22 protein-coding genes and 1 other annotated feature are annotated in these 24,185 nt (G+C 59.4%); of the genes, 9 read left to right on the plus strand and 13 right to left on the minus strand.

Annotation, left to right across the window (positions count from 1 at the left end; translation table 11 throughout):
• Positions 1-7 precede the first annotated feature (7 nt).
• Both WA302_RS04480 and gndA read left to right on the plus strand, forming a co-directional pair.
• Positions 8-3,382, plus strand: coding sequence for a GT99 family glycosyltransferase N-terminal domain-containing protein (locus WA302_RS04480; protein ID WP_141997655.1), 3,375 nt, complete (start codon positions 8-10; stop codon positions 3,380-3,382).
• Between the two features lie 221 nt (positions 3,383-3,603).
• Positions 3,604-5,010: an NADP-dependent phosphogluconate dehydrogenase gene (gene gndA / locus WA302_RS04485; RefSeq protein WP_025302186.1), complete on the plus strand. Its 1,407-nt coding sequence runs from the start codon at positions 3,604-3,606 to the stop codon at positions 5,008-5,010.
• Between the two features lie 73 nt (positions 5,011-5,083).
• Here gndA and hisIE read toward each other — a convergent pair whose 3' ends face one another.
• The 9 genes from hisIE to hisL all read right to left on the minus strand — a co-directional run bounded on the left by hisIE (position 5,084) and on the right by hisL (position 12,370).
• A complete protein-coding gene (gene hisIE, locus WA302_RS04490) occupies positions 5,084-5,704 on the minus strand; it encodes a bifunctional phosphoribosyl-AMP cyclohydrolase/phosphoribosyl-ATP diphosphatase HisIE (protein ID WP_015377251.1) in 621 nt (206 codons plus the stop codon).
• Entirely contained in the window at positions 5,698-6,474 is a 777-nt protein-coding gene (gene hisF / locus WA302_RS04495; protein WP_033637764.1) for an imidazole glycerol phosphate synthase subunit HisF, read from the minus strand. Before hisF ends, hisIE begins: the two co-directional genes overlap by 7 nt.
• Positions 6,456-7,193 carry a 1-(5-phosphoribosyl)-5-[(5-phosphoribosylamino)methylideneamino]imidazole-4-carboxamide isomerase gene (hisA, locus tag WA302_RS04500; protein WP_025302188.1) on the minus strand — a complete coding sequence of 246 codons (738 nt, stop codon included), beginning with the start codon at positions 7,191-7,193 and terminating at the stop codon, positions 6,456-6,458. Before hisA ends, hisF begins: the two co-directional genes overlap by 19 nt.
• 5 nt (positions 7,194-7,198) lie before the next feature.
• Entirely contained in the window at positions 7,199-7,789 is a 591-nt protein-coding gene (gene hisH / locus WA302_RS04505; RefSeq protein ID WP_025302189.1) for an imidazole glycerol phosphate synthase subunit HisH, read from the minus strand.
• A complete protein-coding gene (gene hisB / locus WA302_RS04510; RefSeq protein ID WP_197822242.1) occupies positions 7,789-8,856 on the minus strand; it encodes a bifunctional histidinol-phosphatase/imidazoleglycerol-phosphate dehydratase HisB in 1,068 nt (355 codons plus the stop codon). The genes hisH and hisB overlap by 1 nt, the downstream gene beginning before the upstream one ends.
• A complete protein-coding gene (gene hisC / locus WA302_RS04515; RefSeq protein WP_147823016.1) occupies positions 8,853-9,941 on the minus strand; it encodes a histidinol-phosphate transaminase in 1,089 nt (362 codons plus the stop codon). Before hisC ends, hisB begins: the two co-directional genes overlap by 4 nt.
• Entirely contained in the window at positions 9,938-11,245 is a 1,308-nt protein-coding gene (gene hisD, locus WA302_RS04520; protein WP_089180715.1) for a histidinol dehydrogenase, read from the minus strand. Before hisD ends, hisC begins: the two co-directional genes overlap by 4 nt.
• Positions 11,246-11,249: 4 nt before the next feature.
• Complete coding sequence (gene hisG, locus WA302_RS04525; RefSeq protein WP_015377256.1) at positions 11,250-12,149, minus strand: ATP phosphoribosyltransferase; 900 nt, start codon at positions 12,147-12,149, stop codon at positions 11,250-11,252.
• Positions 12,150-12,220: 71 nt separating this feature from the next.
• Positions 12,221-12,347: a sequence feature (His leader region), on the minus strand.
• Complete coding sequence (gene hisL, locus WA302_RS04530; protein ID WP_100396937.1) at positions 12,323-12,370, minus strand: his operon leader peptide; 48 nt, start codon at positions 12,368-12,370, stop codon at positions 12,323-12,325. Its footprint overlaps the feature before it by 25 nt.
• Before the next feature lie 229 nt (positions 12,371-12,599).
• Here hisL and WA302_RS04535 point away from each other — a divergent pair, with 229 nt between their 5' ends.
• A complete protein-coding gene (locus WA302_RS04535; protein WP_043137858.1) occupies positions 12,600-13,424 on the plus strand; it encodes an SDR family oxidoreductase in 825 nt (274 codons plus the stop codon).
• Between the two features lie 15 nt (positions 13,425-13,439).
• On the opposite strand, the gene WA302_RS04540 is transcribed toward WA302_RS04535, so the two are convergent.
• A complete protein-coding gene (locus tag WA302_RS04540) occupies positions 13,440-14,324 on the minus strand; it encodes a LysR family transcriptional regulator (protein ID WP_043137856.1) in 885 nt (294 codons plus the stop codon).
• Between the two features lie 137 nt (positions 14,325-14,461).
• On the opposite strand from WA302_RS04540, the gene WA302_RS04545 reads away from it, so the two are divergent.
• Complete coding sequence (locus WA302_RS04545) at positions 14,462-15,652, plus strand: MFS transporter (RefSeq protein ID WP_238969200.1); 1,191 nt, start codon at positions 14,462-14,464, stop codon at positions 15,650-15,652.
• On the opposite strand, the gene WA302_RS04550 is transcribed toward WA302_RS04545, so the two are convergent.
• Positions 15,643-16,548 carry a LysR family transcriptional regulator gene (locus tag WA302_RS04550; protein WP_049205888.1) on the minus strand — a complete coding sequence of 302 codons (906 nt, stop codon included), beginning with the start codon at positions 16,546-16,548 and terminating at the stop codon, positions 15,643-15,645. The genes WA302_RS04545 and WA302_RS04550 overlap by 10 nt on opposite strands.
• Positions 16,549-16,796: 248 nt before the next feature.
• On the opposite strand from WA302_RS04550, the gene speB reads away from it, so the two are divergent.
• The 4 genes from speB (at position 16,797) to WA302_RS04570 (ending at position 21,445) form a co-directional block, all read left to right on the plus strand.
• Positions 16,797-17,729 carry an agmatinase gene (gene speB, locus WA302_RS04555; RefSeq protein ID WP_049207921.1) on the plus strand — a complete coding sequence of 311 codons (933 nt, stop codon included), beginning with the start codon at positions 16,797-16,799 and terminating at the stop codon, positions 17,727-17,729.
• A gap of 77 nt (positions 17,730-17,806) precedes the next feature.
• The gene (locus tag WA302_RS04560; RefSeq protein WP_049205893.1) at positions 17,807-19,192 is read left to right on the plus strand and encodes a sodium:solute symporter; all 1,386 of its coding nucleotides are present in this window, start codon (positions 17,807-17,809) and stop codon (positions 19,190-19,192) included.
• A 16-nt stretch (positions 19,193-19,208) separates the two neighbouring features.
• Positions 19,209-20,636, plus strand: coding sequence for a purine-cytosine permease family protein (locus tag WA302_RS04565; RefSeq protein ID WP_049205896.1), 1,428 nt, complete (start codon positions 19,209-19,211; stop codon positions 20,634-20,636).
• Complete coding sequence (locus tag WA302_RS04570; RefSeq protein WP_049207929.1) at positions 20,633-21,445, plus strand: nitrilase-related carbon-nitrogen hydrolase; 813 nt, start codon at positions 20,633-20,635, stop codon at positions 21,443-21,445. The genes WA302_RS04565 and WA302_RS04570 overlap by 4 nt, the downstream gene beginning before the upstream one ends.
• Before the next feature lie 74 nt (positions 21,446-21,519).
• On the opposite strand, the gene WA302_RS04575 is transcribed toward WA302_RS04570, so the two are convergent.
• Positions 21,520-22,503: a magnesium and cobalt transport protein CorA gene (locus WA302_RS04575; RefSeq protein ID WP_025302200.1), complete on the minus strand. Its 984-nt coding sequence runs from the start codon at positions 22,501-22,503 to the stop codon at positions 21,520-21,522.
• A 19-nt stretch (positions 22,504-22,522) separates the two neighbouring features.
• A complete protein-coding gene (locus WA302_RS04580) occupies positions 22,523-22,942 on the minus strand; it encodes a GNAT family N-acetyltransferase (RefSeq protein ID WP_025302201.1) in 420 nt (139 codons plus the stop codon).
• Positions 22,943-23,072: 130 nt separating this feature from the next.
• On the opposite strand from WA302_RS04580, the gene WA302_RS04585 reads away from it, so the two are divergent.
• Positions 23,073-24,173, plus strand: coding sequence for a PQQ-dependent sugar dehydrogenase (locus WA302_RS04585; RefSeq protein WP_049207932.1), 1,101 nt, complete (start codon positions 23,073-23,075; stop codon positions 24,171-24,173).
• The last annotated feature ends 12 nt before the right edge of the window (positions 24,174-24,185 follow it).

Below are 24,185 nucleotides of genomic sequence, written 5' to 3' on the forward strand. Positions count from 1 at the left end.
TAGAGCAATGATTGCTGTATTCTTACCGCCATATCCGTTTAGGGGAGTGAAAGCTCCCTATTTATGGATATTTTATCGCCTGCTTAACTCATTGCAGCAGCGTTCACTTTTTATCGCCGGTAATGATTACTTGTTGTCTCCGGAAGAGTGGCGCAAGTCAGAACGTTGGGAATTTGATGTACCTACAATGAATAATTTGGGTTACAGCATTCCGTCTGATGAGCTATTGGCCAGTCATGATTATTACCATTTGAGAGAGAGTGTATTTGAGAGTTTATTAGACTCTTCAAACTACAATCCGATGTTGGCGTTCAAGAAAATGCTGACCCAGCGAATCCCCGAGCTGGAAGCTGAGCTGCTAAACCATCTCCAAGGCTATGAGTCTGGAAAAATAGAGGGGATATTGTCAATTTGCAATTGCCCTTCTCTGGAGGCCGTTGCCGAGTCTTTATCTATTCCTGTCATGCACTTTGAAGTAGGGCCGTTGAGAATGCCCTCTTATTATAGTACAGGGTATTTGGATTTCTCAGGTGTTAACGGTCACACAGAGGCAGAGAAGCGCTATTTGGCGGTTCAGGAACAGTGCCAGGTCGATCTTTCCATAGAGGAGTTGCATCGTTACTTCCTGCGTGTGCCAAATACTCATGAGCAGCAGTGTGATGCCGATCTGGGGATCGCATTACAGGTTGAAGACGATTCAAATCTCGTTGCTTATGGTGAAGAATTCACTAATCTGACGTTGCTTTCCTATGCGCGTACACGTTTTCCAGAGAAAAAATTATTAATTCGCACTCATCCTGGTAGTCAGTTCCAGCTCAAGGAGGGTGAGTATGAGATCGACAGTTCACCGACCAGTTTGTCTTTCGTCCAGCGTTGTCGAGAGATTTTAACGATTAATTCTAGTGTGGGATTAGAAGGAATTTTCGCTGGTATACCAACGACAGTCGTTGGTGACAGTTCATATAAATATATAACCTTGGCAGACGATGAACAAGAAAGAACTAATCGTTTGGCATTTTATCTATTTTCATACTTAGTTCCATTCGAATTGATTTTCGATATTGATTATCTGCGATTCCGTTTATCTCGGCCAAGTGAACAGGCGATAGTCAGTCGCCATATTGAATATTATTCTACTGAGAAGGAAGGATTTTTAAAAATGCAGGGGTTGACTCTGGGTGAGTTGCTATCAAAACAGGTTAAGCAAGAAAATGAAAAGCAGGATGATATGCAACAAAAAATTCGTGTTGCTGAGCATCATCTGATGATCGATAACGAAGAAAAGCAGGCAATGATTTCTTCTATGCAAGAGCAATTGCTGTTGCTTCAGGAAACGCTTATACAACAGCGAGAGCAACAGCTGGTTACTCAGCAATTGTTGGAGAATGCGCAAAAAGAAGTTCTTCTTTTAAATAATAATTATGTTGAAGACGAACCTCTTAAATTAAAGGTTGAAACACTGAGTCAACAACTTAGTGAAAGTCAGTCCGACATGAACAATATGCGAAAAAGTCTGTCGTGGCGACTAACGGTACCTGTTCGTATGCTTGGTCGGGCCATTCGCGGTGAGTTTGGGGTAATCAGGGATATATCCAGACACTACATGCGACAGCGTAAAGGGACAAAATCGACCTCTTTGGTTGGGAAAAGTTGGCAAGCGTTTCGTGCAAGTCCGCATCCTTATAAGGCTTTGCTTCGCAAAACTAAAGTGGCAGGCAAACTATTGCTAACCGGCCGTTTCGGTGAGTTGCGTAGCAGTCTTCTACGTGTGGCGAAAAATACCGCTAATACGCCGATGCCGCTAGTTAATATAGATACCGACCATATTGTTATTCTCACTACTAGGCATACACTGTTTGTGGCCCATTTGCTTGAGAAAACGCTTGTAGAGGTGGGGCGCGGCGTTACCATAATTGAAGCATACTCAGCGCCGGCGGACAGTGGGCAACTGCATATTGTTATTTGCCCTCAAATTTTTGCTGAGCTGCCGCAAAACTTTGTTGCGTTCCAAATGGAACAATCTATTAACCCACGTTGGTTTACGCCAGAGTATTTTGCGATTCTCGAACGTGCAATGGCTATATTTGACTATTCCCTGACTAACATTAATTACTTATTAGAACATGGTATCCCTTATCAAAAATTGTTCTACCTCCCAATTGCTTCTTTTGCAGACTACAGCTCAAAATTGACCCAGAAAGGTCATAAGTTGAACGGTAATGAGGAGCAAATTGACGTTCTCTTCTATGGTGATACGAATTGTGAGCGCCGTCGTCATTATCTTGAACAATTGGGACAACGTTTTAATATTCATATTGCCTCTGGTGTATTCGGCGATGAGCTGACCCGGCTGGTGAAAAATGCCAAACTGGTTATTAACCTGCATTACTATGAGAATGCGTTGCTTGAGACCACACGTATTTACGAAGTGCTATCGTTGGGAACGCCAATTGTTAGTGAAGAAAGTGTGGATATCGCGGAGCATACGTCTCTCATTGATGTTATTGATTTTGCTCCTATTGGCGATATTGACGCAATGGCGAAAAAAATTGATCGTCTCTTGAACGACCAAGATTATCATGCTAGCCGTAAGAAAAATATTGCGTTGTTTACTCATAGCGACAACAACTTTGAAGGCTATTTCAAACGCTATCTTTTGGCGAATGATTTGATTGATTTCGAAACTTATAAAAATGGCGTTGATTTTATCCCTGCGATAGAGGCGGATATTCCAAAACTCTGCCTCTCACTGACGGAAACACCGGTACGGAAGCAAGATTTCCTCAGTAAGCCTACCCATGGTTTCAAGGTCATTGAGGGGGTTAGACACCGTATTGGCTGGATCGGATGTGGCATGAGTTATAAATACATGCTGTCCGTGCTTGCCGATCGTAATACCGAAATGGCTATGATCTGCGAGGACGATGCGTTATTCCCTGACGACTTTGACATTAAACTTGAGAAGATTGTTGCTTATCTGGAACGCAGCAATTGGGATTGGCACATTTTCTCGGGCATTATTGCGCATTTGAATGAAGATACGGAGATTCTGGCTGTCGAGGAGGTCGATGGCATTGAGTATATTTATATCAATCGCATGACAAGCACGGTGATGAATATTTACTCACGTCGTGGGATAGAGGCAGTTAGCCACTGGGATGAACGTAACGTTGATGCTCAAACCAATACCATAGATCGCTATTTGGAGTCAGTGCCAAATCTGGTTGTGGTGACCACTCTACCTTTCCAGGTTGGGCATGCTGAGGATCAAACCTCCACGTTGTGGGGGTTCGTAAATACTCAATATCTGGATATGATCAGTGAAAGTGAGCGTTTATTGAAGGAAAAAGTAGACGCGTTCAAGGCGGCCCAGGTGCGGTGACTCAAGCCCCTCGTTTCGTACTGATTGACTGAACCGCAGACCACGGCACCTTAGGGTGCCGTGGTTTTTTGTGGGGAGGATATGAATATATTGCGACATCATGTGACCTATCGCACCAATCACTACCCACGCGGCTCAATCCTGAGTTAACATGTGTGCCACATCACAAAACCTGCTGGCCGACGTTGCCGGCAGGGTCATCCTCAGACAGGAGTTCCTAAATGTCCAAGCAACAAATCGGCGTTGTCGGCATGGCGGTAATGGGCCGCAACCTCGCGCTGAACATCGAGAGCCGTGGTTACACCGTTTCCATTTTCAACCGTTCTGGCGACAAAACTGACGAAGTGATCGCTGAGAACCCGGGCAAGAATCTGGCGCCGTATTACACCGTAGAAGAGTTTGTCGAATCGCTGGAAAAACCGCGCCGCATCCTGCTGATGGTGAAAGCGGGCGAAGCGACGGATAAAACCATTGCCTCGTTGACTCCGCACCTGGACAAGGGCGATATCCTGATCGATGGCGGCAACACCTACTATCAGGACACCATCCGTCGTAACCGCGAACTGTCCGACCAGGGCTTTAATTTCATCGGCACCGGCGTTTCCGGCGGTGAAGAGGGCGCGCTGAAAGGGCCTTCCATCATGCCTGGCGGCCAGAAAGAAGCTTACGAGCTGGTGGCACCGATCCTGGAGAAAATCGCTGCGGTCGCGGAAGGCGAGCCTTGCGTGACTTATATCGGCGCTGACGGTGCCGGCCACTATGTGAAGATGGTGCACAACGGCATCGAATACGGCGACATGCAGCTGATTGCCGAAGCCTATTCCCTGCTGAAGCAGGCGCTGAACCTGAGCAACGAGCAGCTGGCCGAAACCTTCGCCGAATGGAACAAGGGCGAACTGAACAGCTACCTGATCGACATCACCAAAGACATCTTCACCAAGAAAGACGAAGAGGGTAAATACCTGGTCGATGTGATCCTGGACGAAGCCGCCAACAAAGGCACCGGCAAGTGGACCAGCCAGAGCTCGCTGGATCTGGGCGAACCGCTGTCGCTGATCACCGAGTCGGTGTTCGCACGCTACCTGTCCTCGCTGAAGGACCAGCGCGTTGCCGCGTCTAAAGTGCTGACTGGCCCGAAAGTGGCGCCGTTCAGCGGCGACAAAGCCGAATTCATCGAGAAAGTGCGTCGCGCGCTGTATCTGGGTAAGATCGTGTCCTACGCACAGGGCTTCTCACAGCTGAAAGCCGCTTCTAAAGAAAATAACTGGGATCTGCACTACGGCGAAATCGCCAAGATCTTCCGCGCCGGCTGCATCATCCGCGCCCAGTTCCTGCAGAAGATCACCGACGCTTACGCGGCGGATGCCGATATCGCCAACCTGCTGCTGGCGCCATACTTCAAGCAAATCGCTGACGAGTACCAGCAGGCGCTGCGTGACGTGGTGGCTTACGCCGTGCAGAACGGTATCCCTACGCCAACCTTCTCCGCCGCGATCGCCTACTACGACAGCTACCGTTCTGCGGTACTGCCGGCGAACCTGATCCAGGCGCAGCGCGACTACTTCGGTGCGCACACCTACAAACGTATCGACAAGGAAGGCGTGTTCCATACCGAATGGATGGAATAAGCCCGCTCGTTGAACGATAAAAAAAGCCGCCGAGGTTAACGCCCGGCGGCTTTTTATTGCGCGTGATTTAACGTCACGCTTTTTTCTGATGCCTTTCGCGCAGCCGGCCGATCACCGCGCTCAGATCCAGATCCTGGTCCTGCAGCAGCACCAGCAGGTGATAGATCAGGTCCGAGGCTTCGTTGGTCAGCTCTTCGCGATCGTTGACCGTGGCGGCCAGCGCGGTTTCCACACCTTCTTCCCCGACCTTCTGTGCGATGCGCTTGGTGCCGCTGGCGTACAGGCTGGCGGTGTACGAGCTGTCCGGGCTGGCGTGCTTGCGCTCCGCCAACAGCTGCTCCAGCTGATAGAGGAACGTCCAGTCGCTGGCGGCCGGGTGGAAGCAGCTGCTGTTGCCGAGGTGGCAGGTCGGGCCGATCGGGTTGGCCAATACCAGCAGCGTGTCGTTATCGCAGTCCGGCGTGATGCTGACCACCTTGAGGAAGTGGCCGGAACTTTCGCCTTTGGTCCACAGGCGTTGCTTGGTGCGTGAGAAGAAGGTGACGTTACCGCTCTGCTCGGTGGTCGCCAGCGCTTCCGGCGTCATGTAACCCAGCATCAGCACTTCGCCGGATACGGCGTGCTGCACGATGGCCGGCATCAGGCCGTCGGTTTTTTCCCAGTCCAGCTGGTTTCTCTGTTGTTCTGTCAGCACACGCGAATCTCCACGCCTTGTTCGACCAGGAACCTTTTCAGTTCGCCGATATTGATGATTTGTTTGTGGAACACCGATGCCGCCAGCGCGCCGTCGACGTCCGCATCGCGGAACGCTTCCAGGAAGTGCTCCATGGTGCCCGCGCCGCCGGAGGCGATCAGCGGCACCTTGCAGGCCTCGCGCACCCGGCGCAGCTGCTGCAGATCGTAACCGTTGCGCACGCCGTCCTGGTTCATCATGTTCAGCACGATCTCACCGGCGCCGCGGCGCTGCACTTCCTGTACCCAGTCGAGGGTTTCCCACTGGGTGATGCGGGTGCGGCTCTCATCGCCGGTATATTGGTTGACGTGATACTTGCCGGTTTCACTGTCGAACCAGGTGTCGATGCCTACCACGATGCACTGCACGCCGAAGCGTTCCGCCAGGCGGCTAATCAGCTCAGGATCGGCCAACGCCGGTGAGTTGATCGAAATCTTGTCGGCGCCGAAAGACAGGATCTGGCTGGCGTCCTCGGCGCTTTTAATGCCGCCGGCGACGCAGAACGGAATATCAATCACCTCCGCCACGCGCGATACCCAGCTTTTGTCCACTACCCGGCCGTCGCTCGAGGCGGTGATATCGTAAAACACCAGCTCGTCCGCACCTTCTTGCGCATAGCGCTGCGCCAGCGGCACGATGTCGCCGATGATTTCGTGGTTGCGGAACTGCACGCCTTTTACCACTTGCCCGTCTTTAACATCCAGGCACGGGATTATCCGTTTTGCCAGCATGCGATCGCCTCCTCAACGCTAAATTTACCTTCCAGCAGGGCGCGCCCTACGATCACGCCGGCAACGCCGCTGCCGCGCAACTGGGCGATGTCGTCCAGATTGCCGATGCCGCCCGAGGCCTGGAAGGCCACCTGCGGATAGCGGCGGCTGATCGCCTGATACAGCGCCACGTTGGAACCGGCCAGCGTACCGTCGCGCGAAATATCGGTGCACAGCACGTGCTTGAGCCCGTAGGGCAGGAACTGCTCCACCACCTGTTCCAGCGTGGCGTCGGAATCTTCCTGCCAGCCGCTGATGGCCACGCGTTTCACGCCCTGCGGGTCGATACGCACGTCCAGCGCCAGCACCAGCGCGTCGGCGCCGTAGCGCTCGAACCAGCTCTGCACCAACTGCGGTTGTTTCACCGCGGTAGAGCCGATCACCACGCGTGTGGCGCCGGCCTCCAGCAGGGCGCTGACGTCTTGCTCGTTACGGATGCCGCCGCCGACCTGCACCGGCACGTTAACCCCCGCCAACAGCTTGCGCAGCAGCGGGATCTGGCGTGCGGCCGGATCCTTGGCGCCGGTCAAATCGACCAGGTGCAGTACCTGCGCGCCCTGTTGTTGATAGTCCTGCAGACGCAGCAGCGGATCGTTGCCGTAGTCGCGCTGCTGGCCGTAATCGCCCTGATGCAAGCGCACCACGTTGCCGTCGATCAAATCCAAAGCCGGAATAATCATGCTGCCTACATCTCCAGAAAGTTTTTCAACAGTTGCGCGCCGGCCGCTCCAGATCGTTCTGGATGAAACTGCACGCCGAAGAAGTTGTCTTTTTGCACGGCGGCGGTGAAGGGCTCGCCGTAGTTCGCCTGGGCGATGGTGCTGGGGCATATCGGCATCGCATAGCTGTGTACGAAATAGAAGTAGGCGCCGTCATCGATGCCGCGGAACAGATGGTGGCCCGCTTGCGCGGACACCTGGTTCCAACCCATGTGCGGCAGTGGCAGGCCGAAGTCGGTCATCTGCTTTACTGGCGTATCGATGAGGCCGAGCGTCGTCACGCCGCCGTTCTCTTCGCTGCTGGCCGCCAACAGCTGCATGCCGAGACAGATGCCCAGCACCGGTTGAGAGCAGGCTTTGATCAGTTCGATCAGATCGCGTTCGCGCAGTTGATCCATCGCCGCCTGTGCGGTGCCGACGCCCGGCAGGAACAGCTTGTCGGCGCGTAGCACGATCTCCGGATCGCGGCTCACCGCCGGCTGGTAACCCAGGCGCCGCACCGCGTAGGTGACGGAGGCCAGGTTGGCGCAGCCGGTATCCAAAATCACCACGTTCATCACAGCACTCCTTTCGAGCTCGGCAGGGTATTGCCTTCGACGCGGATCGCCTGGCGCAGCGTGCGGCCAAACACTTTGAACAGGCTTTCGACCCGGTGGTGGTCGTTTTTGCCTTTGGTCTTCAGGTGCAGCGTGCAGCCCATGGTGTAGGAGAGCGAGCGGAAGAAGTGCTCGACCATTTCAGTGCTGAGATCGCCGACGCGCTGATAGTTGAACTCGGCCTTGTACTCCAGGTGCGGGCGGCCGGAGATATCCAGCGCGCAGCGCGCCAGACACTCGTCCATCGGCAGCACGAAGCCGAAGCGGGCAATGCCGCGCTTGTCGCCCAGTGCCTTGTTCAACGCTTCACCCAGCGCCAGGCCGGTGTCCTCTACGGTGTGGTGATCGTCGATATACAGGTCGCCTTTGACGTCGATCTCCATGCAGAAGCCGCCGTGGGTGGCGATCTGATCCAGCATGTGGTCGAAGAAGCCGACGCCGGTTTTGATTTTGCTGCCGCCTTCGCGATCCAGCCAGACGTTGACATCGATCTGCGTCTCTTTGGTCACGCGGTTAACCCGCGCGTGACGGTCACGCAGAGTCAGCTGGCGCACGATCTCTTTCCAGCCTAGCACGCCGCGCTGGTAACGCAGCCCCTGGATGCCCATATTTTCCGCCAACTGCACATCGGTCGGCCGATCGCCGATCACGTAGCTGTGCGCGGTATCGAGCACGCCGGGTTCCAGGTAGCCCTTCACCAGCGCGGTTTTCGGCTTGCGGCAGTCGCAGTTGTCCGCCGGCAGGTGCGGGCAGATCAGCACATCGGCGAACTGAATGCCCTGCGAGCTGAGGATCTGCATCATCAGGTTGTGCGGCGGATCGAAGGTTTCCTGAGGGAAACTGGCGGTGCCGAGCCCATCCTGATTGGTGATCATCACCAGCTGATACCCCGCCTGTTGCAGCGCCAGCAGGGAAGGGATCACGTCTGGCTCGAGCGCCAGCTTGTCCAGGCGGTCAACCTGGAAATCTTCCGGTGGCTCGGCGATCAGCGTGCCGTCACGATCGATAAAGAGGATTTTTTGGCTCACATTGGCTCCTGGCGAGTCGGGTTGGCGCCGGGTAGTGCGGACAAGGCGTCCACCACGCGTTGACATTCGTCGCGGGTGCCTATGGTGATGCGCAGGCAGCCGGACAACCCGGGCTGTTTGTTTTGGTCTCGTAAGATAATGCCCTGATCCCACAAGCTTTTAAACACATTACTTGCGGCGGTGAAGCGGGCCAGCAGGTAATTGCTGTCGCTGGCGAAAACCTGCTCGACGCAGGCGCATTTCTCCAGCTGTTGCTGCAGCCAGCTGCGGGTGGCGGCGATATCGGTGACGCGCTGGCGCATGGTGCGGATACCTTCTTCGCTCAGCGCCTGCGCGGCGATATCCGCCACCGGCGTCGAAAGCGGGTAAGGCGCGATCACCTTCAGCAGCAGGGCAATCAGATCTTCATTGGCGAGCGTAAAGCCGCAGCGCAGGCCGGCCAGCGCAAAGGCCTTCGACAGCGTGCGCAGGATAGCCAGGTGCGGATAGTCGCTCAGCCAGCCGGCCACCGTGGCCTGCGGGCAAAACTCGATATAGGCTTCGTCCACCGCGACGATCGCCTTGCCCTTGGCTAGCTCTAGCAGGCTGCGCAGAGAGTCAGGGTCGATCAGGTTGCCGGTTGGGTTGTTCGGGCTGCAGACGTAGATCAGCTTCACGTTGTCCATGCTGTCTGCGATGGCCGGCAGATCCAGCTGCCAGTCTTCTTTGGCGGCCACGGTGCGGCGCTCCACGCCGAAGGTTTCGGCGCTGACGGCGTACATGCCGTAGGTCGGCGGGCAGAACAGAATGGCGTCTTTGCCCGGCTCGCAGAAGGCGCGGATCAGCAGCTCGATGCCTTCATCGGCGCCGCGGCTGACCAGCACCTGCTCTTTCTTGACCCCGGCATAGGCGGCGTAGCGTTCGATCACCTGCGCCGGCTGGCACTCCGGATAGCGGTTGAAGGTTTGCGCGGTCAGCTGGAATTCCGGTGCGATCGGGTATTCGTTGGCGTTCAGCCACACGTCGCCCTTACCGCCGAGGCGGCGCGCCGATTGATAAGGGGTCAGCTCGCGAACGTTGGCGCGCGCCAGTTTTTCGATGCTCATGCTTGCTCCTTCAGGGCGGCGACGCGCAGGGTCACGGCGTTCTTGTGGGCGATCAGCTGCTCGGCGGCAGCCAGCGTCTCGATGGTGGCGGCCAGGTTGCTGAAGCCCTGCGGCGTCAGCTCCTGCACCGTCATGCGTTTTTGAAAATCGGCCAGCCCGAGGCTGGAGCAGGTGGCGGTGTAGCCGTAGGTCGGCAGCACGTGGTTGGTGCCGGAGGCGTAATCGCCGGCGGACTCCGGCGACCAGTCGCCGAGGAACACCGAACCGGCGCTGGTGATGCTGTCCACCAGTTCGCGCGCATTACGGGTCTGAATAATCAGGTGCTCCGGGCCGTAGCGGTTGCTGATCGCCACGCACTCAGTCAGATCGCGCGCTACGATCAGGCGGCTGCTCGCCAGCGCCTGGCGTGCGGTGTCGGCGCGCGGCAGCTCGGCCAGCTGGCTTTCCACCGCTTCGGCCACCGCCTGCGCCATCGCCGCGTCCGGCGTCAGCAGGATCACCTGCGAATCCGGGCCGTGTTCGGCCTGCGACAGCAGATCGGAAGCGACGAACGCCGGGGTGGCGCCGGCGTCGGCGATCACCAGCACTTCCGAAGGGCCGGCCGGCATGTCGATGGCCGCGCCGTCGAGGCGCTGGCTGACCTGCCGCTTGGCTTCGGTCACGAAGGCGTTGCCCGGCCCGAAGATCTTCGCCACGCGCGGCACGCTTTCGGTGCCGAACGCCAGGGCGGCGATCGCCTGCGCGCCCCCAACCTGAAACACTTCCTGCACGCCGCACAGCTGCGCCGCATACAGGATCTCATCGGCGATCGGCGGCGGCGAGCACAGCACCACCCGGCGGCAACCGGCGATGCGCGCCGGCGTCGCCAGCATCAGCACGGTAGAGAACAGCGGCGCCGATCCGCCGGGAATATACAGGCCCACCGAGTCGATTGGGCGGGTCACCTGTTGGCAGCGCACGCCCGGTTGCGTTTCGACGTCCACCGGCGGCAGTCGCTGCGCGTTGTGGAAGGTTTCCACGTTGGCGACGGCCACCGCCATCGCCTGTTTGATGTCATCACCCAACCGCGCGGCGGCGGCGGCGATCTGCTCGGCGCTGACACGCAGCGCCGAGACTTCCGCCTTGTCGAAACGGGCGCTGTAGTCGCGCAGCGCCCGATCGCCATTGGCCTTCACGTTGTCGAGGATCTCACTCACCGTGCGGGTGATGCTGTCGGAGGCGGCGATTGCCGGGCGCATCAGCAGCTCGGCCTGGCGTTCGGCGCTGCACGTTGCCCAATCGATCGGCGTGTTGAAGGTCGACATGGCGTTACTCCATCATCTTTTCAATCGGCAGCACCAGAATCGAGCTGGCGCCGAGCGCTTTGAGTTTTTCCATGGTTTCCCAGAACAGGGTTTCGCTGCTGACCATGTGCATCGCCACGCGATTCTGCGCGCCGGCCAGCGGCAGAATGGTCGGGCGTTCGGCGCCCGGCAGCAGCGCGACGATCTCGTCCAGCTTCTCGCTCGGCGCGTGCAGCATGATGTATTTGGATTCGCGCGCCTGGATCACGCCCTGAATGCGGGTCATCAGGCGGTCAATCAGCTGCTGTTTGGCTTCAGGCATTTCGCCGTCGCGCTGGATCAAGCAAGCTTTGGAGCGGTAGATCACCTCCACTTCGCGCAGGCCGTTGGCCTCCAGCGTGGCGCCGGTAGAGACCAGATCGCAGATGGCGTCGGCCAGGCCGGCGCGCGGCGCCACTTCCACCGAGCCGTTCAGCAGGCAAGATTTGAAGCGCACGCCTTGTTTGTCGAGGTATTGCTTCAGCAGGTGCGGATAAGAGGTGGCGATGCGGGCGTCCTGCAGGCTTTGCGGGCCGGCGTATTCGGCGTCGAGTGGGGTGGCCAGCGACAGGCGGCAGCCGCCGAAATCGAGGCGGCGCAGGGTGAAGTAACGCGGGTCTTCACCCTGGGCGCGGCGGCTGAGCAGCTCTTCTTCCAGCACGTTCTCGCCGATGATGCCGAGATCGACCACGCCGTCCATCACCAGGCCCGGGATGTCGTCGTCGCGCACGCGCAGGATATCGATCGGCATGTTTTCGGCGAAGGCGATCAGACGCTGCTGCTGCAGGTTGATCTTGATGCCGCAGCGTGCCAGCAGTTCCTGGGATTCATCGCTCAGGCGGCCCGACTTCTGCATTGCGATCCGTAAACGTGTCTTGTCCAGCATGGTAACCTCTGTTTAATCTGTAATTTTATGAATTTATTGTAAAAAACTTTCTTTTCTGTCTGTCCGGAGCCAAAAAAAAACCCTCGGAAGAAATCTTCCGAGGGCTCTCTCTTGCGTTCTGCGCGCCACTGGAAGATTAACAAACCGTCTTCCAGCACACATCGCCTGAAAGACTAGTCAGGGTGATGGTGATGATGGTGGTTGAACTGAACGCGTGTCATGGTGTTTTTCTCTAATCAAAAGCCGGTAAAAACCGTATGCCAATTAAGCTAAACTATCCGCTGTCCACCGTGCAACCCTTTTTTAACGTCATAAATTTAATTTATTGAAACAGGTTGAGTTATTAGCCACACACGGCTTTACCTAACCTTAAGCCGGGCAGATTGTATCGCCGTGTACAGTGGCGTAGCCTTAGGGGCAGGGCGCTGCGATCTTCAGGAGAGGAAGAGGATGAAAAAGGTAGCCATTATTGGTTTAGGTTGGCTGGGCATGCCGTTGGCGTTATCGCTGATGGGCCGCGGGTATGATGTGGTCGGCAGCAAAACCACGCCGGACGGCGTCGAGGCCGCGCGCATGAGCGGCATTGAATGCTATCAACTGGAGCTGACGCCGGAGCTGGTGTGCGATCCGGACGATCTGGAATCGCTGCTGCGTGTGGATGCGCTGGTGGTGACGCTGCCCGCTCGCCGTACCGTCGAAGGCAGCGAGAACTATTTCAATGCGGTGCGCATGCTGGTGGACAGCGCGATGGCCTTTGGCGTGCCGCGGGTGATCTTTACCAGTTCCACCTCGGTGTACGGCGAAACCGCCGGCACGCTGCGCGAAGAATCGCCGCTGCGGCCGGTCTCGCCGTCGGGCCGGGTGTTGGCCGAGCTGGAGCGCTGGCTGCATGAATTGCCGAACACCTCGGTGGACATTCTGCGGCTGGCGGGGCTGGTGGGCGCCGATCGTCACCCCGGCCGCTTCCTGGCGGGCAAACTCGACGTGAAGGGCGGGTCGCAGGGGGTGAATCTGGTGCACCAGGACGACGTCATCGCCGCCATCCAACTGCTGCTGAAGCTGCCGAGGGGCGGTCACGTGTACAACCTGTGCGCGCCGCATCATCCGGCCAAACGCGAATTTTATCCTGCGCTGGCCGAACAGCTGCACCTGGCGCCGCCGCAGTTCGCCGACGAAGCGGATCAGGATGAGCGGCTGGTGGACGGCAACCGCATCTGCAACGAGCTGGGTTTTGAGTACCAGTATCCCGATCCGGCGCGTATGCCGGTCAGTTAAGGCGGCATACGTTGTTTAAAGCGGGAAAAGGTGGCTCGTCACAAAGTCGACGAACAGCCTGATTTTGACTGACAGGTGGCGGCCCGACGGCCAGAGGACATGAAAAACCATGTTCTCGCGGTCGTAGTCATCTAAAACCGTCACCAGGCTGCCCTGTTCCAGCTGTCTGCGCACGGCGATCTCCGGCAAATAAGCGATGCCCAGCCCTTGTTCGGCGAAGCATACCTGCGGATCGAGGGTATTTGTCACCATGCTGGCCGGCCGTTCGGGGATCATCTCCGTCTTGTCTCCCAGCGGCCAGACATCCAGTTTGCCGGTGCTGGGAAAGCGATAATGCAAACGGGCATGGCTTGTCAGATCCTCGGGCTTGCGCGGCATACCCACTTTGCTGAAATAACCCGGTGCGCCAACGAAAACCTTGCGGCAGGTACCCAGCCGGCGGGCAACCAGCCGTGAATCGCTCGGGGTTCCGCTGCGGATAACGGCATCGAAACCTTCCTCAATCACGTCAACCAGCCGATCCGAATAATCAATATCCAGCTCGATCTCAGGATAGCGGCGCTTGAAGTCCCCCAGTTTTGGCATGAAAAGCGTGCCCAGCGACGGGAGACTGATGCGCAGCTTGCCCTGAGGTGTTCCCCGCGTTTGCAACAGTTCGGCTTCCGCCTCTTTCACCTCACTCAAAATGCGTCGGCACCTTTCCAGAAACAAGGCCCCTTCCGGTGTCAGGTTGACCGTGCGGGTAGAACGGTGAAACAGGCGCACGCTGAGCCGTTCCTCCAGCCGGGCGATGGTCTTGCTGACCGCCGAGGCGGAGATCCCCAGCTGTTGCCCGGCCGCCGTGAAACTGCGGCTTTCACTGACCCGCACGAAAACGTCGAGAGAACCCAGACTTTCCATAGGCTTCCATTCTATTGATGAACTTTATGTCATGAGTGTTGTTCACTTTAGCCTGTTTTTCTTTTATCAGCGAGTGGGCAGCATGATGCAAACGTCATCCGCGATGGGCGGAAACATCTTTGAATGGGGAGTGATTAATGAATCAAACGACGATATCTGCGCCTGCCGAGGGCATCGATCGGTTGCCGCTGGGCGGCCTGCTGGCGTTGGCAATGGCCGCTTTCATCACGCTGCTGACCGAGATCATGCCGGCGGGCGTGCTGTCTTCGATCGCGGGCGATTTGAACGTATCTGAAAGCCTGGCGGGGCAGTTCATCACCGCCTATGCAGTGGGCGCGTTGGTCGCCGCTATTCCGCTCACCGCATTGACGCAGGGCATGCGGCGCCGCCCCTTGCTCTTGAGTGCGATCGGCGGTTTTGCCATCGTTAACCTCGTCACGGCGCTGTCGAACGATTATCACGTCTCATTGGCGACGCGTTTCTTCGCCGGCGTTTTCGGCGGCATCGTTTGGTCCTTGCTGGCCGGTTATGCGGTGCGCATGTCACCGGCCCACCTTGGCGGCCGCGCTATTGCGATCTCCGGCGCCGGCGCCACTTTGGCGTTGGTGCTTGGCGTACCGCTCGGCACGTTGCTTGGCCGAGCCATCGGCTGGCAGGGCGCCTTTGGTCTGATGACGTTGATGGCGCTGGTGCTCGTGGTGTGGATCATCGCCATCGTGCCGGATTTCCCCGGCCAGGCTAAGGCGCATCGGCCGTCTCTGAGCGGCGTATTCTTGCAACGGGGGATCCGCGCCGTGCTGTTCGTGGTGTTCACCTTTGTCGTTGCCCATAACATTCTGTATATCTACCTGGAGCCTTTTCTCAAGCCGTCGGGGTTGTCCGAGCGGGTTGATATCGTTCTGTTTATCTTCGGGCTGGGCGCGATTGCCGGATTGGGCGTCGCCGGGATGCTGGTCGATCGGCGAGTCCAATCTCTTACGGTGATGAGTATCGTCATCTTTGCTCTCGCTGCCGTGCTGCTGGGGAGTGGGGGACGGATGATCCCGATGGTCTATCTCTCCGTGGCTTGTTGGGGCTTGGCTTTCGGCGGTTTCGCCACCCTCACGCAGACGGCATTGTCACGCCTTTCCGGTCGCGCGGCCGACGTGGCGCAGTCCATGTATACGACGGGCTGGAATACCGCCGTGGCAGCCGGTGGCGCGGTCGGCGGCATGTTGCTCGACAAGGGCGGGGCGCCCTCTTTCGCCTGGGCCATCATCGGATTACTCGTCCTGTCTTTAACCGGCACGCTGTTTGCCATGAATCGGGCGCTGGCCTCTCAGCGATGAGGTGATGGGCGTGCGGCGCGCGCCAAATCCTCCAGCAGCGCGTTCAGCGCCTCGTCGGGCTGGACGGGGCGGCTGACCAGGCTGAGCGTGGCGCGGTATGAGAGCGCCGTACCGCCCAACTGCCGAAGCAGCCCATGTTCCACCCAACGCGCCGCGTAGTGGGTGGGCAAATAGCCGAGACAGGTGCCGCTCAGCACCAGATGGGCGACGCTTTCCATATGGTGGGCCACCGCGGCCAGATGCGGCGGCGCGATCGGGCACAGCTGCTGTGCCAGCAGGTAGCCGCGCTTGACCCAGCGCGCGTTTTCAATCTGCTCGCGCCCCGGTTCTTCTACCGCGAACAGCGGGTGATCCCTACTGCAGTAGATCGCCTGCGTCTCCTCCAGCCACGGCTGATAACGCAACGCCTCCAGCTGCTGGCCGAAGTAGCCGATGCCCAGATCGAGCTGCCGGTGCAGCAACCCTTGTTCAATCTCGTTCGGCGAACAGATGCGGCACTGCAATTGCACGTCCTGATGTCGGCGTTGGAAGTGTTGGATGGCCTGACTGAACGGATTGCCCGGCAGCGAAACCAGATTATCCACCAGACCGATCTGCAGATCGCCGGTCAGCAGGCCGTTCAGCGACTGGCTGACCCGGGTGAAGTCGCGGGCGGCGTTGAACAGCGAGCGGCAGGCGATCAGCATGCGTTCGCCCTTGGGCGTCAGCCGGAAGCCGGAGCGGCCGCGTTGACACAGGCGAAAACCCAGCCGGGTTTCCAGCGAGGCCAGGTGGGTGCTGATGGTCGATTGGTTCATCAACAGCGCTTCCTGTGCGGCGCTGACGCCCTGGGCTTCCGCCACCGCGACGAACACCCGCAGCAGTTTCAGATCGATATCGCTTAGGTTGGTGAGCATCGTCCCTCCGCAGAACGTCGGCCGGTTAACCCATTTTTAACATCGAAGATATAGGTGCGGCGCTGAAGATATGGTCTTCCTTATGGCATGAATTTGAAATAAAAATCAATACTTCAATAGGTTAGTTGCATCGCGTTTTCCGATGTTTACATGCAAAAGCGGGAATGGTAGCCGAGGCGGCCAACGGGGTAGTCTGCGAATGTTGCTCAAATGTTTCAATTCATCGCAGATCAAGACAAGGATACGCCATGCTGAACCAACCCCAAAGCGGTAACGACATGCCGCGCTTTGCCGGTATTCCCACCATGATGCGCCTGCCCGCCGCCGAACAGGCGCACGGTCTGGACGCCGCCTTTGTCGGCATTCCGCTGGATATCGGCACCTCCAACCGCAGTGGCACCCGCTATGGCCCGCGCCAGATCCGCCAGGAATCGGTGATGATCCGTCCCTACAACATGGGCACCGGTTCCGCCCCGTTCGAACGGCTGCAGGTGGCCGATCTGGGGGATGTCGCCATCAACCCTTACAGCCTGGCGGACAGCGTGCAGCGCATCGAGGCGGCTTATCACGAGATCCTGGCACACGGCTGCATGCCGTTGACGCTCGGCGGCGACCACACCCTGACGCTGCCGGTGCTGCGCGCCGTCGCCCGCCGACATGGCCCGGTCGGGCTGATCCACGTCGATGCGCATTCCGATACCAATGAGGAGATGTTCGGCGAACAGCTGGCGCACGGCACCACCTTCCGCCGCGCGTTTGAGGAGGGGCTGCTGGCGCCCGAAAAGGTGGTGCAGATTGGCCTGCGCGGTAGCGGCTATGCGGCGGATGACTTCGATTGGTCACGGCGCCAAGGCTTCCGCGTGGTGCCGGCCGAAGCCTGCTGGCATCGGTCGCTGACGCCGCTGATGGCGGAGATCCGCGAACAGATAGGCGATGCGCCGGTTTACCTCAGCTTCGATATTGACGGGTTGGATCCGGCCTTCGCGCCGGGCACCGGCACGCCGGAGGTCGGCGGGCTGTCGGTTTGGCAGGGGCTGGAGATCGTGCGCGGTTGCCGCGGGCTGAACCTGGTGGGCGGCGATGTGGTGGAAGTGTCGCCGCCTTACGATCGCTCCGGTAACACGGCGCTGCTGGCCGCCAACCTGCTGTTTGAAATGTTGTGCGTGCTGCCGGCCCGCTGAGGCCGGCGTACTGACCCTACCGGCGGAGCGGTTGCGTCGGGCCCCCTGATAACAATAACAACGGAGTGGAGGTACCCATGAATCTCGATCTGCTGGTTGTGGTGATTTACTTTCTGGTGATAGGCGCGGTGGGATGGATGGGCATTCACCGCGCCAATTCCAAAGAGGCGTATCTGGTGGCCGGGCGCAACCTGGGGCCGGGGCTGTATCTGGGCACGCTGTCGGCGGTGGTGCTCGGCGGCGCGTCGACCATCGGCAGCGTCAAGCTCGGCTACACCTACGGCATCTCCGGTGTCTGGCTGTGCGGCGCGCTCGGGCTGGGCATCGTGGTGTTGAGCCTGGCGCTGGCCAAGCCGCTGCTCAAACTGAAGCTGTATACCGTCAGCCAGGTGCTGTCGCGGCGTTATCACCCGGCCGCGCGGGTCACCAGCGGCGCGATCATGCTGGCGTATGACCTGATGGTGGCGGTGACCTCGATCATCGCCATCGGCAGCGTGATGCAGGTGATGTTCGGCCTGTCGTTCAGCGCGTCTATCCTGCTTGGCGGCGGACTGGTGGTGCTGTATTCAACGCTGGGGGGCATGTGGTCGCTGACGCTGACCGACATCATTCAGTTCATCATCATGACCGTCGGCATGATGCTGGTGCTGATGCCGATGAGCATCGTCAAGGCCGGCGGCTGGGAGGCGTTCACCAGCCTGCTGCCCGCCGGTTACTACCAGCTGTCGTCGATCGGGCTGGACACCATTCTGGTGTTCTTCCTGATCTACTTCTTCGGCATTCTGATCGGCCAGGACATCTGGCAGCGGGTGTTCACCGCCCGCAGCGCCAATGTGGCGCGCTTCGCCGGGCTGGGCGCGGGCGTCTATTGCGTGCTGTACGGCGTGACCGGCGCGCTGATCGGCATGGCCGGCAAGATCGTGCTGCCGTCGCTCAGCAACACCGACGGCGCCTTCGCCGCTATCGCGCAGGCGGTGTTGCCGGTCGGCGTCAGCGGGCTGGTGGCCGCCGCGGCGTTGGCGGCGCTGATGTCTACCGCCAGCGCCTGCCTGCTGGCGTCTTCCACCATCGCGCTGGAGGACGTATTGCCGGCCATCCGCCGCAAACCTTCCGGCGGGCTGGCCGCCGGGCGCTTCACCACGCTTTTCATGGGCGTGGTCATGCTGGGGCTGGCGTTTGTGGTGCGCGACGTGCTGGCGGCGCTGACGCTGGCTTACAACCTGTTGGTGGGGGGCATGTTGATCCCGTTGGTGGGGGCGATCTTCTGGCCGCGCGCTACCAGCGCCGGCGCGATTGCCAGCATGCTGACCGGCAGCCTGTGTGTGGTAGGGCTGATGATCTGGCACGGCATCGATGCCAACAGCCCGATCTACGGCGGTCTGCTGGGCGGCGGCGTCGCCTTCGTGTTGGGCAGCCTGTTGAGCCGCCCGGCAGCGCAGCTGCAGCCGCAAACCGAGCGTTGAAACGACGAGGTGGGACATGAACAATCGCAATGTGGCGTCACGCCCAAAAATTGAAGTGCGCTCGATAGACTATGTGCCCCGTCACGAGCGGCATGGCAAGGTTTGGCATCAGGCGCCGTTTTGGTTTACCGGTAATTTCGTTTTGACGACGATGGTGGTCGGTTTCAGCGGCCCGGCGTTGGGGTTGGGCGCGCTTTATTCGATGCTGGCCATTGCCGTCGGCGTGGGGTTCGGCACGTTCTTCATGGCGTGTCATGCCAATCAGGGGCCGCGCATGGGGCTGCCGCAGATGATCCAGTCACGGGCCCAATTCGGCCTGCGTGGCGCCATCGTTCCCTTTGCCGCCGTGGTGTTTGTTTACATCGGTTTCAACGTGTTCAACGTTATTCTCGCGACCGATGCGATCAACACGGTGTTGCCGGGCCACCGTCTGCCTTGGTATGCGTTGCTGATCGCGGTGGCCGTGCTGTTGGCGATCGTCGGCCACGACATGCTGCATGCGGTGCAGCGCTGGCTGACCTATGTGATGATGGCAGTGTTCGGCGTGCTGACGGTCGGCGCCGTGTTGTCGCTGCGGATGGACGCCGTCGTCGGCGCTGGGCATTTTTCGTGGGCGGCCTTTTTGATTCAGCTGTCGGCCGCCGCCGGCTATCAAATCAGCTACGCAGTGTACGTTTCCGACTACTCGCGTTATTTACCGCATGAAACGCCGTCGGCCAACGTGATCTTTTGGACTTACCTGGGGGCGGCCGGATCGGCGCTTTGGCTGATGTCGCTGGGCGCGTTTCTGGCTTCAGCCTTACCGGCCCCCGATGCGATCGGCAGCGTACAGGCGGTGGGTAATGCCGTCTATCCTGGGTTTGGCACTTTGGCCGTGCTGATCGCCGTGCCCTCGCTGGTCGGTATCATGGCGGTCAACTGTTATGGCGCAATGCTGACCAGCCTCAGCGCGATTGACGCGTTCCGTAAAGTGACGCCAACGTTGAAATTACGCATGGCCGGCATTGGCGTCGTCGCTATGACGGTGTTTGCGGTGGCGTTGGCCATCCCGGCGAGCTATCTCGCCAGCTTCAATACCTTCGTACTGCTGATGCTGTATTTTCTGGTGCCCTGGACGGCGGTGAACCTGATGGACTTTTACGTGGTGCGCGGCGGGCATTACGCGATAGGTGAAATCTTCAACCCGTCGGGGATCTACGGCCGCTGGGGCGGCTCCGGTCTGACGGCTTACGCGGTCGGTCTGCTGGCGATGGTGCCGTTCATGACGTTGGGCTTTTACACCGGTCCCTTTGCTGTTTTACTGGGCGGCGCGGATATCGCTTTTCTGATCGGCCTGCTGGTGGCCGGGAGCGTTTATGTCGTAATGTGCCGTAAGCTCGATCTTGAAGCCGAACGGCGGGTGGCGTTGCGCTGCGAGGGGTTATTGGAAGGAGAACCGGAGTGAAGGAAAAAATCAGCGTCGCATGCTGCCAGTTAGCGTTGCGGGTAGGGGAAGCGGAGCACAATCGGGCGCTGTCCGCCCAGGCTATCCGCCGGGCGGCGCAGCACGGCGCCAACGTCATCGTGTTGCCGGAGTTGGTGAACAGCGGCTACGTGCTGCGCGATAAGGCGGAGGCGCTGGCGTTGGCCGAGGCCGAAGACGGGCCTAGCCTCAGCCTGTGGGGGGGACTGGCGCGTGAGCTGGATGTGGCGATCGTCGCCGGTTTCTGCGAGCGCCTGCCCGAGGGTGAGGTGGCCAACAGCGCGGCATTGATCGATGCGCAGGGGGTGAGGGCGATTTATCGCAAGGCCCACCTGTGGCATGAAGAGAGCACGATCTTTACCGCCGGCGATCGGCCACCGCCGGTCGTCGAGACCCGCTTTGGCCGCTTGGCGGTGATGATCTGTTACGATCTCGAATTCCCTGAGTGGGTGCGGCTGCCGGCGTTGGCCGGCGCTCAACTGCTGTGCGCGCCGGTCAACTGGCCGCTGGCGCCGCGCCCGCAGGGTGAACGGCCGGCGGAGATGGTGAAGGCGCAGGCCAACGCCGCCGTCAATCGGCTGTTCATCGCGGTGTGCGATCGCTGCGAAACGGAGCGCGGCGTTGCGTGGATCGGCGGATCGGTGATCGTCGACGCCGATGGCTATCCGTTGACGCAGAGCCTGGAGGGCGAAGGCATGGTGCTGGCATCGATGGATATCGGCGTAGCCGATGACAAGCACATTGGCCGCCACAATCACGTGCATCGCGATCGGCGGCCGATGCTGTATTGAAGCGGCGGGGCGGTCGGTGGACCCGGCTGCCCCGCAGAGCGTCTTTGCCGGCGGGAAAAGCCGCCGTTTGGGCGCTACAGCCAGCCCGATTTCTTCAGCTTCTGATACAGGAAAATGCAGCCGACGGCGGTCACTCCCAGCGTGGCGTGATAGGCCCACGGGAATTTCAGTTCCGGCATGTCGGCGAAGTTCATGCCATACAGGCTGAAGACCACCGTCGGGATGGCCAAAATCGCCCCCCAGCCCGCCAGCCGTTTCACCACTTCGTTCTGTTTGACCGTCACCAGCGCCAGGTTGACGTGCATGGCGTTGGTCAGCATTTCGCGCATGTCGTCGATGTTGCTGACCACCTGATGCGCGTGATCCTGCACGTCGCGCACGTAGGCGCGCAGCTCCTTCGGGATCACCTCTTCGTGCAGGCGGATCAGCTGATTGCAGATTTCATCCATCGGCAGCGCGGCGTTGCGCAGCGCCAACAGGTGGCGGCGCAGGGTATAGACGTTCTCGATCGCCGCCTGATCAAACTCCGACTGGAACATGTTGGCTTCGATGTTCTCGATGGTGCTCTCGAAGCGCGTCACCACGCTGCGGTAGTTGTCCACCACGAAGTCCAACACCGAATAGAGGGCGAAGCCCGGCCCGCGGCACATCTGCTTGTGGTTCTCTTCCGCCTTGGCGCGGATCGGCGCGTAGCTGGGCGAGGCGCCGTGGCGCACCGTCACCAGAAAGTTTTTGCCGACGAAGAAGTGGGTTTCGCCGTATTCGATTTCGTCGTGTTCGCCCCACTGCGCAGTTTTCACCACGATGAACAGCGAGTCGCCGTAGGTTTCCAGCTTCGGCCGCTGATGCGCGCACAGCGCGTCTTCGATCGCCAGATCGTGCAGGCCAAACTCCTCCTGCACCTTGCGCATAAACGCCGGCTCCGGCTGCCGCAGCCCCAGCCAGACGAAGGTGTCCGGCTGTTTGACCACCTCACTGATATCGTCGATGGTCACTTCGCCCAGCCGTTGGCCGGCTTTGTATGCCACACAGTTCACCACCATGCTTTTGCTGTCCATCCGTCCATCCGTCCATCCATTAATCAGTCAGGGTTTTGGTGAGAAAATAACACTCATGTTCCACCGGATAATCTTTCAGCGTCATTTGCAGCTGATAGCCGAGTTTTTCGTAGAACGGCCGCGCCTGGAAGCTGAAGGTATCCAGGCGAGCGTAGCGGCAGCCGCGCGCCTGCGCCTCGCGTTCGGCGGCGCGCATCAACCGGCCGCCGAGGCCGCTGCCGCGCTGGGTATCCGCCACCCACAGCCACTCGACGCTCAGCCAGTTGCCCCAGGTTTCGGCGGTCAGGCCGCCGATCACCGTACCGGCTTCGTCGCGCGCATAGACGCTGAGCGGCTTGCGGTGGCTGGCGTCGATATGCGGCAGGTTGTAAGCGCGCAGCCCTTGCCTGATCGCATCGAGGGTTTGTTCGTCAATCGCGTCGGTAACGGTAATGTCCATTTTTCCTCCTGGGTGATGCGTTAACTTAAGCACACTACGGCCAAAAGGCAACCTATTGAAATGTAATGCAAACGACCACATCCGCTGAGTGGGCTACACTAAACGGGTCATTTCACCCCAGGAGGACACCATGCCCCGATTGACTCTGCTGGCCGGTTTGCTGCTGTGCAGCGGCCTGCTGCACGCCGCGCCGACGGTCAGCCAACTGCAGGACGGCCTGGAACACCCCTGGTCGCTGGCCTTCTTGCCGGCGGATCAAGGCCTGCTTATCACTGAACGGCCCGGTCGGCTGCGGCTATGGCAGCCGGGCAAAGGCCTGTCGGCACCGATCGCCGGCGTGCCGCAGGTCTACGCCGAGGGGCAGGGCGGCCTGCTGGAGGTGTTGCCGGCCCCCGACTTCGCCGCCAGCCGCCGGGTATACCTCAGCTTCGCCGAACCGGGCGAGGGCGGCAAAGCCGGCACGGCGGTCGGCTATGGCCGCCTGAGCGACGATGGCGCGCGGCTGGAGAACTTTAAGGTGATCTTCCGTCAGCAGCCCAAGCTGTCGGTCGGCAATCACTTCGGCGGCAAGCTGGCGTTCGACAGGCAAGGCTACCTGTTTATCGCGCTGGGTGAAAACAACCAGCGGCCGACGGCGCAGGAAACCGACAAACTGCAGGGCAAGCTGGTGCGGCTGACCGCCGAGGGCGCGATACCACCAGATAATCCCTGGGTCGGCCAGGCAGGTAAACGCCCGGAGGTCTGGTCTTACGGCCACCGCAATCCGCAAGGGCTGGCATTGAACCCGCGGAGCGGCGCGATCTGGGAACACGAGCACGGCCCGCGCGGCGGCGATGAGCTCAACATCCCGCTGCCGGGTAAAAACTACGGCTGGCCGCTGGCCACCTACGGCATCAACTATTCCGGCCAGCCGATCCCGGAGGCGAAAGGAGAGCGGGTGCCCGGCACCGAACAACCGCTGCACTATTGGCGAGTCTCGCCCGGCCTCAGCGGCATGGCGTTCTATGACGGGCAGCGCTTCCCTGCCTGGCGTCACTCGCTGTTCATCGGCGCGCTGGCGCAAAAGGAACTGATTCGCCTGACGCTGGAGGGTGACAAAGTGGTGGCGGAAGAGCGGCTGCTGGGCGATCGCGGCGAACGCATTCGTGAGGTGCGCAGCGGGCCGGATGGCTACCTGTATCTGTTGACGGACGAACGGGACGGCAAGCTGCTGAAGGTCGGGGCGTCGTAACGCCCCGCACGC

Source organism: Serratia sp. 201, assembly GCF_037027545.1.
Classification (GTDB): domain Bacteria; phylum Pseudomonadota; class Gammaproteobacteria; order Enterobacterales; family Enterobacteriaceae; genus Serratia; species Serratia bockelmannii.